Source organism: Alteromonas sp. W12 (genome assembly GCF_001924945.1).
GTDB classification, from domain to species: domain Bacteria; phylum Pseudomonadota; class Gammaproteobacteria; order Enterobacterales; family Alteromonadaceae; genus Alteromonas; species Alteromonas macleodii.
In genome coordinates this window covers 371,188-385,017 of the sequence record NZ_LQXH01000001.1, presented here as the reverse complement: position 1 = coordinate 385,017, position 13,830 = coordinate 371,188, and the positions used below count along the sequence as shown (strand labels likewise).

9 protein-coding genes are annotated in these 13,830 nt (G+C 43.4%); 2 read left to right on the top strand and 7 right to left on the bottom strand.

Going from position 1 to position 13,830, the window contains the following annotated elements:
• Position 1: 1 nt before the first annotated feature.
• Positions 2 to 1,777 carry a sensor histidine kinase gene (locus AWH61_RS01580; RefSeq protein WP_075176640.1) on the bottom strand — a complete coding sequence of 592 codons (1,776 nt, stop codon included), beginning with the start codon at positions 1,775 to 1,777 and terminating at the stop codon, positions 2 to 4.
• 249 nt (positions 1,778 to 2,026) lie between these two features.
• Between AWH61_RS01580 and AWH61_RS01575 the strand changes: the two genes are divergently transcribed.
• On the top strand, positions 2,027 to 2,605 hold the full coding sequence (locus tag AWH61_RS01575) for an outer membrane beta-barrel protein (protein ID WP_014948444.1): 579 nt from the start codon (positions 2,027 to 2,029) through the stop codon (positions 2,603 to 2,605).
• Positions 2,606 to 2,725: 120 nt separating this feature from the next.
• On the opposite strand, the gene AWH61_RS01570 is transcribed toward AWH61_RS01575, so the two are convergent.
• The 6 genes from AWH61_RS01570 to AWH61_RS01545 form a co-directional block, all read right to left on the bottom strand.
• Positions 2,726 to 4,288, bottom strand: a complete 1,563-nt coding sequence (locus AWH61_RS01570) for a pectate lyase family protein (RefSeq protein WP_039224654.1) — start codon at positions 4,286 to 4,288, stop codon at positions 2,726 to 2,728.
• 436 nt (positions 4,289 to 4,724) lie between these two features.
• Entirely contained in the window at positions 4,725 to 5,819 is a 1,095-nt protein-coding gene (locus AWH61_RS01565) for a mechanosensitive ion channel family protein (protein WP_014948442.1), read from the bottom strand.
• Positions 5,820 to 6,151: 332 nt separating this feature from the next.
• Positions 6,152 to 9,580 carry a M36 family metallopeptidase gene (locus AWH61_RS01560; protein WP_075176051.1) on the bottom strand — a complete coding sequence of 1,143 codons (3,429 nt, stop codon included), beginning with the start codon at positions 9,578 to 9,580 and terminating at the stop codon, positions 6,152 to 6,154.
• 194 nt (positions 9,581 to 9,774) lie between these two features.
• A complete protein-coding gene (locus tag AWH61_RS01555) occupies positions 9,775 to 10,185 on the bottom strand; it encodes a hypothetical protein (protein ID WP_075176050.1) in 411 nt (136 codons plus the stop codon).
• A gap of 79 nt (positions 10,186 to 10,264) precedes the next feature.
• Complete coding sequence (locus tag AWH61_RS01550) at positions 10,265 to 11,194, bottom strand: PA2778 family cysteine peptidase (RefSeq protein ID WP_014951407.1); 930 nt, start codon at positions 11,192 to 11,194, stop codon at positions 10,265 to 10,267.
• Positions 11,195 to 11,198: 4 nt separating this feature from the next.
• A complete protein-coding gene (locus AWH61_RS01545; protein ID WP_014951406.1) occupies positions 11,199 to 11,579 on the bottom strand; it encodes a PA2779 family protein in 381 nt (126 codons plus the stop codon).
• 581 nt (positions 11,580 to 12,160) lie between these two features.
• On the opposite strand from AWH61_RS01545, the gene AWH61_RS01540 reads away from it, so the two are divergent.
• Complete coding sequence (locus AWH61_RS01540; RefSeq protein ID WP_249922584.1) at positions 12,161 to 13,762, top strand: esterase/lipase family protein; 1,602 nt, start codon at positions 12,161 to 12,163, stop codon at positions 13,760 to 13,762.
• The last annotated feature ends 68 nt before the right edge of the window (positions 13,763 to 13,830 follow it).

The window sequence follows — 13,830 nt, the reverse complement described above, 5'->3', positions numbered from 1 at the left end:
GCTACAAACTCTTGGCTATTGGAATTGTGAGTGTGAATATTGCGCCACCGTCTGGGTGGTTGTCGGCTGATATAGTACCGCTAAAAGTTGACATTATACGCTGAGAAATAGTTAGACCTAATCCTAACCCTTTGCTTTTAGTGGTATAAAAGGGCTCAAATACGGTTTGAAGCTGCGCTTCAGATAATCCGCTTCCGTAATCCCTCACTGTGATAAAAGCGTATTCAAGGTCGTTGTTTACAGCAATATCTACTTTTGCCGTTTCTGCGTGTTCTTGGCTTTGAAGAGCGTTGTTCAACAAATTAACCAGCACTTGTTCTAACGGAACAGCTTCCGCTAAGACAGAAACATCCTGGTCTTGGAATTGCACCAATATTTCCGCTCCCATTTTGCTGATTTTACTTTCTAAAATGGATAAGGACGCAGAAATGGTATCGGCGACAATTACAGGCCCAATTTTGCCCGCTGACTTTCGCGCAAAAAGCTTATACTGAGCAACCATTGTTGCCATTTTCTGCACCAGCTTAATTATTTCGTCAGTAGTCTGCGCGATACCTTCCGTCTTATTTCTAACAATCATTAGCTTTAATGTTTCACTGTACGTAAGCAAAGCTGTAAGTGGTTGATTAAGCTCATGATTAATGCTTGCCGACATTTCGCCCAGCAAAGCCAGCTTTCCGGCTTGAATAAGCTCATTTTGTGTTTGCTTTAACCTAGACTCTGTCTGTTTTTGGATATCTATGGTTTCAAGCAGTGTGCTATTAATATCTTGAAGCTGGGCAGTCCTTTGCTCTACACGGTGTTCTAATTGCTCATTCGCTGAAGCGAGCTGTCGTTGAGCAATGTTGTTTCTTCGCCAAATCATGCTGAGCAATGCAATTAAGACGAAAAGAACTAGAGCACCAAAACATATCGCCCCAACAAGCTTATAGGCTTTTGTAATTGGAGTAAGAACAATCAGGTGCCAACCTACTTGCGGTAATGTTTTTGCTGCCAATAAATAAGTGCGAGGTTTTTCTTTATAACTAAGCACTAATGTCTCTGAACTTAAAACCTGATGTAAGCTCGAAAAGTCAGTTAGTTGTGCTAATGATCCAGTGCCGTATTGTCTCTGGCGTTTTATTTCAGCTTTGACTTCGCTAGGCAATTCAACAAGCGAAGTATAATTCCAGTCGGAGTGTGAACTATAGAAAACCGCACCATGATCATCGGTTACCATGAAGGGGGAGTCGTTATCGGCGCTATACTCTTCAATAACAGATAGCGCAACTTTTACAACCAATACCCCTATAATTTTTTCGCCATCCCTGACCGGAAAGGAAAAGTAGTATCCTCGTTTGCGAGAAACAGTACCCAGCGCAAAGTAACTACCTTCACTTCCATTCATTGCCTGCTGAAAGTAAGGCCTAAACCCGTAGTTACTATTTACGAAACTGTCTTCTTGCTGCCAATTGCTTGAAGCAAGGGTCACTCCGTCGCGAGACATCAGGTATACAGCATCGCTTGAAATCGATTCGTTGTAGGTACTCAACAAGCGGTTAACTTTGAGGACATTTTCGTTTGTCGGGGCTTGAAGTATTTCCTCAATTGCAGGATGAATGACGAGTACGCGAGGTAATGTACGATATTTATCGAGCTGAATTTCTAAACGGCTAGCTACATCTTGAATATTATTTTCAGCTTCAACTTTTAGCTTTTCTACAACGTGGTTGTAAGACAATCCCCCCACCGCGAATAGATAGATAAAGCAAAGTAATGCTGTAACGATACGGTACACACGACCCCCAAACCAGGCCAACTTCGGCACTTCAACAACTCAATAACAAAAAGCTGACAATTGTTTAATGCAAAGCAATATAACTGAACTAACAACAATTTTATATGCTGAAATGGCATGACCCGGATAATGAAAAATTCACCTAGTCGAAAATCACGACAATGCATTTGATTTCTAAAATCCATCCCCATAATGATGAGGCTCCCGAGGTGGTTGGGGGTAATTATTGTTAAAAGGATATTAGAAACAATGAAACGTACTATTCTCGCCAGTATCTTTGGCGCGCTTTCTTTAAATGCTTTCGCAGCTTCGCCTTCATATGACTTCGTTAAAGCTGGATACGTACAAGCAGATATTGAAGACGCAGGCGACTTCGAGCCAACCGGTTTTCAAATTCAAGGCTTCAAATCACTTAACGAAAATGTATACCTGACAGGTCGTTATGGTCAGTTAAGTGAAGACGAATATGGTGTTGACGGTGAACTTGACTATATCTCTGCAGGGGTTGGTTACCGCTATGGTTTAACTACAACAACCGACTTTTTTGGTGAGTTGACGTATGAGTATGTGGATGTTGACCTAGACTCAAGCTTCGCTTCTGCTGAAGCTGACGACAATGGCTATGGCATTACTGCCGGTATTCGTTCGATGCTGTCAGAGCAATTTGAGCTTCGCGGTGCTATCCGCTATATCGACATTGAAGACGACGAAACAGCTTTTGAAATTGGCGCAGACTATTTCTTTACACCACAATTCTCTTTCGGCGCAACTTACGTTATTGCTGATGATGTTGACCTACTAGGCGTATCTGCACGTTACACCTTCTAACACCTTTGATGGGTTAACGTACTCGCAACAAAGCCACGTTACACAACGTGGCTTTTTTATTGAGTTAAATAAACTCTCACAGAGAGTCACCTAAAAAGGTTTAGAACAAGCGCAACCGACTTAATCTAAATACACCTCAAACTCTGCAATTTGTGGTCGTTGTGTTGCAGAATCGATGACAAAGTTGATTTTATCCAAATTGGTATTTGAAAACGAAATCGTACTTGGAATTGAGTTTCCTGATGCCAATACGCTGCCTGTGTCATTGTTCACAAGTTGCCATGAAGTTACCGCACCTTGAGTAGTAGAGGTCTCAATTACCCGTACAGTATTTACTGTCGTATTCAAGCGTTTGATGCTAATTCTTCCCGTCGTTCCGCTCGGAGACCAGTAAGTAGATACATCCCCATCCCTTACGTTCCCGTAACTTGTTCCACTGTACTTAGAGCTACCGTCAGATTGTGCATTTAACGCTAAGTTGGTGCCGCTTGGCGGATTACCTCCTGAATTATCATCGCCGCCACCATTATCACCTCCCCCTGTGTCGCCACCTCCTGTATCACCACCTCCTGTATCACCACCTCCGGTATCGCCACCGCCACCAGTTGAACCGCAGCTACCGTCTGATACTGCAAGATTTTTGTTGGCACCAGCGGTGTTCTCAAGAATATCTCGTATACAAGATGCCCCATCTAGCGAGTAACTATAGGGAATAGATATTGATGCTGTAGATTGAACGTTTGGCCCTGCAGGCTCATAGTCACTGTCTGAGTCGCTCCACGTTACGCCACTTCCGAAAGTGTTTCCCGCAACCTGCCAATAACCGTCAGTTGTTGTATAAAACGTACCCAATGGATCTTTACTATTTTCGAAATAGTTGTTTTCTACTTTGACTTCGGCTCCTGCGCGGGAATTAATCCCTGAAGAGCGAACGCCGTCATAGTAGTTATTGTAAATGTGAGCTGTTGCCCCCCTTACAAGGGGAACGCGCGAGTTCAAATTGTCAAAGATATTGTGGTGATAGGTGATCGGACCGTTATTAACTTGTGATTCGCTTGAACCTACCAGACCACCTCGATCTGAGTTACGTAAAATGCTGTAAGATAAGGTGATGTATTTCGAGTTATCCTTTACATCGAACAAGCCGTCATAACCATCACTTTCACCACCACTAGCTTCTAAGGTTACGTGGTCAACCCATACGTTGCGAACGTCTTTTTCTATCCCTATCGCGTCTCCGCCATTTGACGTGGGTGAGCCCGATTTTTTGACATTTTTAACATGAACGTTTCTTATAATGATGTTTTGGGAATTCCTTATGTGTATACCCAGCTGGTCAAATGTAGCGCCACCGCCTACACCAATAAGTGTCACATTCGCAATGTCTTTTAACTCAATTTTGTCTTCTGCGGTATTACAGCTGTCTCCAGACACTTTTTCAGTATTACCATGATTGATTGTACCCGAGACTTGAATAATGATTGGCGTTTCTGAAGTGTTTCTATTACACAATGCTTCGTGAATTTGTTTACCCGTAGAAGCTTGTACTACTTGTCCACCTTGACCGCCTGTCGTGCCTCCGTTCTGTGTGTGAAAACCTGAAGCAACTGCAGACGTAGAGACGGCAAAGGCAATTGATGATGCAATTATCGTCGATTGAAATATCGGTAAGTTCTTTTTCATTTTTTGTCCTTAGATTAATAATTAGAAGGGCGTACTGCTTCAATTACTCAACAAGACAACATCAATTAGTTCTCCTTTTCACGCGAACTAACGGAACTTAATTACCGCCCATTTGCCACCGGTAGCAAAAAGATAGTAGCAGGCAAAAGAAAATAATTAACAATCGCATTAATAACAAATTATTAATAAATATAACAAAAAATATACATAAGACGGTATAACCTTGAAAAACTTAAAGTTAATTTCCTTTATAGAAAAGAGAAATACAACCCAAATTGCCACCGGTATCTTTTAAGAACTCAAAAATCACTCGGTGAAAATCAACGGTGTATAGAAAAAAGAGCGATAAGGATAAACGCATGTTGACTATTTTTGGCGAAAACTCCCCGTCAGAAGTCTGAGACATCATTTGCTCAAGTCATATTTGGCGAGATTTTTAAGCTTTGGGCGTTAAATTCTCTGTGGATTGAGCTGCACCTTCCTGCTCTAGGTTAAGCGCAGTAATTGGAAATGGAATGACAATCCCTTCTTCATCAAAACGCTTTTTAAGCATTTTTATAAAGGCGCTCTTTATGAAGAAGCGGTTAAAGTATTCACGGGTTCTCAGCATCACTGTTAAGTTGATACTAGAATTGTCGAAAGTGTGAAACAGAACAAAAGGTTGATAAGTTTCAACACCAAACTCGTGCTGCTCTAGAATTGTATTGGCAACCTCTAAACATACGTTTTCAACATGCTCTAAATCAGAGCTATAATGCACGCCAACTTCAACAGGCACCGACAGTTCGCGTTCAGGGTAGTAGTAGTTAATCAACTTTGAATTAGACAGCTTACTGTTAGGCATGATCACGATGTTGTTAGGTAGCATTCTAACCCACGTGGAGCGCCATCCTATTTTCTCTACAAAACCTTGTTCTCCGGAATCCAGCTCTATGAAGTCGCCTATACGAATGGGCTTATCCATTACCAACTGAATACCCGAGAAGAAGTTTTCAAGCGTTGGCTGTAGCGCTAGTGCTACTGCGAGCGAAGTAATGCCTAACGATGCAACAATGGGTGTTACCGACACCCCCATGGTGCTTAATATAATCAAAATTGCTAATACAGCGAAAAGCGCTCTAACTGCTCCACCGGCAATTGCGCTGGTATTTTTAACTATGGTTGACTGGTCGCGATAACGACTCAACGAGTAAGTGACAAAACGCTCGAAGAAGAGAAATAAAGTAATGATGAGGCCAGCTTCGATAACAATGGTTAGCGCTTTAATCGCCCCTTCATCTTCTATCTGAAATACTGAAACAATACTTTTAACCAACAGCAGGAAAATAACCCAGATAAGCAAATTAAGTGGGGCATTTAACGACAACACAAGCACGCGATAGATATCAGACATACTGCTGTTTTCTGAACGCGCTTTAGCTTTCAAACGCACCAAAATAAGTCGTTTAACAATGAAGAGCACAATAACAACGCCTACTAATCCGGCTATTGCTATTGCCTGCTGGTTTTCAAGAAGTTGAGTGCTGTCCACGGCTGACGGGGCTCCTGCATATATGAGTAGGCACTTTTTATTTTTAGCTACACCTTAGTACGTGAAAGAAGAGGCAAAAGGTGCACCAGTTATACCAATCCGCATAGATAATTGCCCACTCAGAAGACGCAGGCAAGTTTCCTAGCGAAGCGTGGGAATGAACGAAGCTAGGATACTTGCCAGACCTTCCCGGAGGGCGAGTTTAATAAAAAAACCCCATGCAGTTTTCACAATATGGGGCTTTGGTTTGTTTTATAGGCCTTTAGAAAGGCAGTTGTTGGTAGGTGACCTTTCTTCTAGTTAGCCTAGATTCTTCGTGTTTTCACGGGCGACTAATTAAGTAAGTTCAAAGGTATTACTTTCCCTGTTACGGGATTAAACTCAAACGTTACTGTTCCCGTTGTCGCATTACCATTTTGATCAACGTTTGCGTCGTTAATATCACTTACAAACTGATCAATAACAACCCGGTATGACGTCGGGCCGTTAGCCCAACCATTCACGCGAACCCGATAGGTTTCTCCGGGGACAATGCCACCGCCAACTTGCTCATTAGAGCCCAAGTTGCCGGAGCTCGCCATAATATTGCCTTCGGCATCGAGCAGTTCAAAGTCAAGATCTGGCACCGCTACTACCTCAACATCAGCGCTCAGCGTTGCAACTACACTTGACGCACTTGGCAGCGCTGTAAACGGGATATCAACATAGTCAACGCCATCAACCAATGCTTCATCCGCTGCGCCAATTAAGACTACACCCGTGTGCTCCTCAATATTATGGTAAACCACAGACTGTTCTTTTGGCTCAGACGTATCAAAGGTAGGCGTTTCTCCTCTACCGGTTGACGAAGCGCCAGCTTCGTAGCCGCTGATCCGCGCTTGGAACGTAAAGAGTTTTCCATTTGGGTTATCAAACTTTAGATAACGCAGTGCAGATGTTCTGTCTACATCTAGCGATTGATCGAAACGGAACCTTGCTATGTCGCCGTTTTGACCAGTGCCACCATTATCTGCATTCAATACGGTAATACTGCCATTGCTAATATGAGTAATATTGAAATCAACTGGACCGTAAATTCTCTCGTCGCCAGTATTTATCAACGCAATATCATAGGCAAAGATACCGTTATTGTAGTTTACATTACCCACCTTGTAGTCAACTTGCTCACTCACATCCACCGTGTTTAAGCCGGTTGAAGCAATCCCTGACATATTAGAAAAACCAACTTGCTGATTAGGGTTAAGGCTGATTGCACGCACTACGTATTCATAGTCAAACGAGTCTATGCCTTGACCTGCACCACGCCCTAAACCTTGCCCTTTGTCTATGTAGCGATTATCGCCCACAATAAATTCAACATGGGTGAAGCCAGAGAATGTGAGGTCGCCGTCAAAGTATTCTCGGGTTGGTACACCCGTAAACAAACGCGCACTCGACCCTTTTTTGCGTTTTAGCAATTGATAAGCAAAAGCGTCAGGTACGGTTTCCCACGTAATTTCAATCGCGTCATCAGAAATGATATGCGCGTCTATAGCGTCTGGTGTCGATGGCTTAGCCTGGGTAGCCGTAAACTCGCTCACTGCCGTTGATATAGTCTGTCGACCGCCTAACGGTGCTTTCGCGTTTGCACCTAGCTCTCTGGCAGCAAAAACACGCTCAATTAATGCATGATGACGACCCGGTGAAGTTAAATCTAAAGGATCGGTAGGATATAAGGCGGCATCGGCAATTAACACTGCATCCCGTGCGCGCACGAAGGTATCTGGCGCAGATATTCCTAGCACGTACATTGAGCCTAGGAAGATACGTTCCCACGTTTCTTTGCCCAAGCTAGTTTCTTGGGTAGGATCGCCGGTAACTGGGTCGGGGCGAACAAAGTCTTGTCTAGGCTGCAGCGCCACCATAAGCTCTCTTAAGTCCCACATTGCACCCGCGTAAATTTCTCCATCACGATGCACTTCAAATGCGTTGTCTCTTGTGCCTAACTGCGAATAACGAATTTGGCTCTGTGCAGAACGAATAAACTCAAATGAGTCGGGATTAACCCCCTGCTCTCTTAAGAATTTTCGTAAATCGCACGAATTAACGGGGTAAGTACCTAAATCTGGTGTTTCGCCTACCGTGTATGCCCATAGGTCGGCTTGTCCTTCGTTAAGCGCGCCACCTTCTGGCTCGCCTTCAAAACCTGCGATAGGGGTAATTGTCGCATGGGTGCCTTCATGAATGGGAACCGAGAAATCCATTGCTAGGTTGTTGAATAAGTAACCATGGCCGTAAGCTGTCGGGTTAACCACGACCTCTTCACCTGCAATTTCCTGTGATAACGGCACTGCGAATGCGTTGTCCAAGCCCAATAGCTTAGCCATAAACTCAGGATCTGCTGGATTATCTGGTGGGTCGAGCACATTCGGAATATGTACCACACCAGTTAACGGTACCGCTTCGTTAGGGTAGCTATTTGGAAACGAGCCATCGCCCACGCCACGACTATGCACAGCATCGCCGTCTTTATGAAGGTAATCTAAATATTCGAGCAATGTGGTGATGTAAATAAACTGGCTGATGCCGTCAATGTGATGTGCCGTAGAAGGCGTTACATGATCATCTTCGACAGGTCTTGCCTCTATGGCAGCATCCTCGCTGAAGTGATACGTACCCGTTGCCGCTTGTGGAAAAGGCCCTTTTGTCAGCATCGCGCTTTCAATAAGCGCGTGCTTACCTGTAAGCAAACCTTCAACACCCGTCACTAAGTTAGAATCGTCAAACTTACGTAGATTAATGCGTTCCATCCCTTTCGGTTTGCCGGTGTAGCCACCTGCATCGTCCTCTATCAAACATTCGCTTTGCATCGATGGCGTAATGGGTGGAAATGTTGGGAAATAATCCGCAGTCTGCTGAACTAAGCCAACCTGCCCCGTTTGCGTAACTTCATTTTCACCTGAAGGAAGAATGGTTTTGACCCGATCATTACGCGCCAGAATGTCTCCCGACTGGGCATCGATGACATACTCAAACACACCAAAGGGATTTGAAGAGTAATAGAAGAACTTCCATGCGAGTTTCAGTTTATTGTTATCTTGTACCACCACTTTCTGTGGTACTGGCTTGGCGAAAATGCCAAGGCTTTTTTCTATTTGAGAAAAAGCTGGGTTCAGTACATCAAGAGCTTCTATTGGCAATGCTCGCTTGTAAGACGCTAAATCGGCGGTTGCCACGCTGATCGCGCTATTAGCAGAAAGAACCTGAGAGTTAGCAATAGGCGTATTTATAGCTGTATCGGCAAACAGCGCTCTCACCACCTGAGACTCATCTATTAAGAGGCCGACACCTCTATCTTTGATTTTTACACCATCAATGACTTGGTCAAACCTCACTAAATGACCACCCAGTGCTGATTTACTACGGTGAGGATTAAAAAGAAAATCCCCGTCACTTAGTCCACCTAAAAGGGCAGAATGTCGACTAATAAAGTCATACCCCATCTGTTCAGGCGACGTGCCTGAAACATCAATGGTAATACCAAAAACACTATCTAAATGGCCATTATTTGTTCGTAATGTAGATGATGGGAATGTGGTTTGCAGTTGGTCTAACGCCATTTGAAACAAGCTGTTTGCTGGCGGGTTAACAACATTGTCAGTCAGATTTATTTCAGCAATGCGGTGCGATGAAGTATCTAAGGGTGCGTGTACTTTGGAGGCGCTTGCTACGAAAGGTAGAGCCGCTGCTACCGCAGCATATATAAGGGTTCTTTTTTTCATTATTCAATCCTTAAAATTTGGAGCTATCAATGCGTTCAGCGTTAATACTGAGCAACGACTAGATAGCGTTAACCAAATTAGGATCGAGCAAAAAACGCCCATCCACCATAGGGGTTAACCACTAGAGTTAACTGCACCAACCAGATGTGGGAAAATGAGATAGTTAATTGCGCTATTAACTTATTACAGGCTAATTAGGAATCAGAGAGCAGAGATAGTTTGCGTTCATATTCGCGAGACAACCACGAAGAAGCTTCGTCAATATCTGTGAAAAAAAGATAATCCATACTTTTGAGCTCGGGGATCCTCTGAAACATTATTCCGCGTATAACAGGTCCTTTATAAACATAAGCTTTCGCGATTAATCCCATATCAGGGAGCCGTTTTATAATACGCTTGAGTATGTCGAAGGCCTCAGGAGTTGCACCTTCAACTTGGCTAATATCTGCCAGAAGGGAAAAGGGTCGTTGATTCAGTCCTATGACTAGTTTAAAAAGGCGATCGCTGTAGTCTTCCGCACTTTTTTCATTAAACACGCCATAGAGTCGAGTGGTGACTACTCCGTTCTCGTACGAAATTGTTGATGAGCTCAGTATTTTTGGCATAGCCTACTTTCACAATTACTTCCTAGGTTAATAGTAGACGATAAGTTTTCGTAAATGCGAATACTCTTAAAGTTTAGGTTTATTTCTCAGCCAATGTTAACAGCGGTTCGTTATTGGGAAAGCGTTCAAGCCCCTGTTTTAGAATTGTATTTGCCTTCTCGGGCATGTTGTTTTCGCGCAAAGCTAATACGTAGTTGTGAACATAAACATGTTGGTGCTGCCCCACTTCATAGCCTTTCTCAAACCAAGCCACTGCTTGGTTGTCGTTTTGCTCTAAGTAATAATTGGCAATCAGGAAATAACTTAACCAGTACGTTGGCCATGTATGCGACGCGGTTTCCAAAAACGCCAATGAACGCGCTTTATCTCCCACTTTAAGCATGTCGTAAGCCGCACTTACATAAGTGAACGGTGTCATCTCAGGCGAGGTTACATTAGGAGGAACTGGTGCCAAATACCAGTAATTTCCTCTTCCCCACGTTCTTTCAAAAAGCTCAAGCGACATTTCGTGATTAGGCGTAAGGCCGGTGTGTAAAGTAACCGTCCCCTTATCACTATCGAACCCAATAACAACAGCGTAGTGCCATTGGGGTAATAACTGGATGGACAAATTTTGAAAAACAATCACTGGGATATCGTCTTTAACTAACGACATAATTGACGATAAAGTCCCTCGGTCAGAATATGGCAAAAAACCAAATTGTCGGGTAGCGCTCACCATTTCTAGTTGTAAACTCCCTTCTTTACTGGGAATGAACAACTTAGGCGCAATATCATTTGGAGAGGTGCTTTCACCATAATAACCAAACACTTCAGATAGTGTGGTAGGCCCGCAATAAAACTGTTCTTGGGGGAAAAACGGAACAGATTGAATAGTGTGAGATTCAGGTAAAGAGGCTAGTCCCTCTTGCCGCAGCTTGTCAGCTTGAGGTGTGGACTGACAGCCTGAAAGCAAAAATAGAAGCGAAAGGCCTGCTAACGCGCAGGCCTTTTTAACTGAATTGATCATTCAATTAGCTGTTCACTGGACGAATAAATGGGTAAACGTCAGTTACACCAATTAGGTCCAAAATTGCGATAATAGCAAGTACGGTAAGCACTGCGCCCACAACGCCACCCGCTGGCGCTTGATTAATTTCATCATTTAATTGGGCAATTTCGCTGTCGGTCATGCCGTTGATTCTGGCGATAGCTTGGTTGCTATCTACACCTAAGCTAACCAATTTACTCTGCACGTCTGCACGATTAACCATGTCAATTAGCTGCTGCTTATTGTAGTGAGCGGCTTGAGTTTGCATTACGGAATCTGAGCTAATTGCTTCTGCATGCACGCTGCCTGACATTAAAACCGTTGCCGAAAAGCAACCAATCGCAATTTTTTTCAAAAATTTCATGATGTTTCCCTCTTTAAAATGCCCAGTTTTATTCTTCTTTTGCGTTACCTAACTCACGATAAACTAGAGTGAAATAAAACTTCGCACTGATTCAGCAGACGCATTTGCGCTCTGCGGTTTATTTTCAGTAGATAAGCACAGCAAGATTAAGACCAACTAAAAATGCCTTTTTTTCATAATAGACAAGATTCCATTTTTTCTCTTTAAAATAACGATTTAAGTGAGCTTTATACGAAGAATGCAGATCAAAGCTTTGTTCGTTAATTCTGCATTGATGCATCACCGCGCGCTGACTTTTATGTAATATTTTCTTTATGCTGGAATTATTTGCTTGCCACTAATATAAAAGAAGCAACAAACCATAAGGGGCACTCTGTGGAATGAGCGGGTGTTTCGAAACGCCTATTTCACGCCTCATACCGAACGGAGTTAAGTTTGAGGTGCAATTTTTGACAAAAACACGCTATAAAAGGTTAATACTTTTTTTAGCGTTGGGTGAAATGCGCATCAAGCAGAATCTCATTTATTGGGTATTGGTAGCGACTGTCTGCTGTATTAGTGCATGCAGTTCAGATAAGTTTATGCGTAAAAAAGTATCCCCTTTGTCTTTGGCCGGTGCTTATGGATATGGCTATTTGCCCGACTTAAGCCACTTCGACAACATACAACTGGCTGCTCGGTGCACCTCGTACGAGCAAAGTACTACACTAGATATTGCGCTTGCGCTCGATTGCTATATTACCTTGTTAAAAAGAGACAGTCTTTCCGATGCGCATCGTGCTATAGGGATCGACGGGTATAACCTCGCAGTAAACAAGTTATTCCGTCTTAGACATACAACTGACAACTTAATTCAGGTTAACTACTCGGGCCCAAGCGAGCTCGTTTTAGTTTCAGAAATAGAAGCCTTAGACGCTCGCCTCTCTCCTAAGGTATTTGGTGAACTTGGCGGTGCTGCAGTGGCTCGAATTAGCAACCAAGCACAGAATGGCCGTAGCCTTGACCTAAACTATCCACTAGAAGGTATCTACTCGCCTTACTCCCTTCAAGTTGAGTCGGTTGCATTGAAAGGGCTTAGAATTCACATATCCTTGCAAGCCCAACACGTCGATGTGCCTACCGAAATACTGGTTGGAAACAACACATACACGCAACGGTACTCACCTGCTGCCGCTTACCTTTCCCTATTACAAAATGCCGACATCCATAATTTCAGCTGGCTAGGATTTATTAATGCACAAGACGCTGAAAAGAGAATGGGAGTCTTTAGTATTGGAGAGCTTTCTTCAGTCAAAACCCCGATTATTATGATTCATGGCCTCAATTCAGACCCGCTAATTTGGCGGTATCTCACAATGGCTATTTTCAATGACGAAGAATTATCTCAACACTATCAGATATTGCACGTGTACTACCCATCAGGACCTCCTCCTTTCTATAACGCCATGCGAGTTCGCAATTTACTGTACAAGCTAAACCAGCGGATAGCGTCATCGGAAGGCGCTTCTTCATCTGCGGTATTGATAGGGCATAGTATGGGCGGCGTAATCGCAAAGCTGATTTCAACGCATTCAGATAACACGTTATGGGATACTACTTTCACAGAGCCTCCAGAAGCGCTACTGGCTGAAGGCGATGAAATGTTGCGAGATATATTTATATTTAATCCTGTGTATAAAGAGAATACGGTGTTTTTTCTCGACACGCCACACCGAGGCTCAGAAATAGCTAATAGCCTTATAGGATCGTTAGGCTCTTCACTCATCACACTCCCTTTTGGTTTTAAAGCGCTATTTAAAAACTTTATCGAAAAAGTAGGCGTGAGCAGATTAACCGCTGCTATGCTTCCTTTCTTGCAAAACTACGGGCCAGATAGCGTCCAAGTGTTGCGCCCCAATCACCCGCTGATGACAGCGTTAGCCGACATTCCTGTAGAAGGCGAGAGCTATTCTATTATTGGCTCAACCAGTACCTTGTATTGCCAGTCAGAAACAGAATGCGCTGCTATAACTGACTCTGTGGTCAGTTATAGCAGCGCATATTTACCTGAGGCAAAAGACACAACAATTGTTAACTCGTCACATAACTCATTCAAAAGCAGTCAGGCAATCGAGTTTATACTTGATAAGCTTCGCCAAAAGCACATCAGCGCAAAAACTGTTCAAAATTCCCTCGACATGTAGCCCTCAATTCCTTATAGTGCGCGCGCTTTTATATATTAGTGAAGTGACAACCGCTTTCACTACTATCT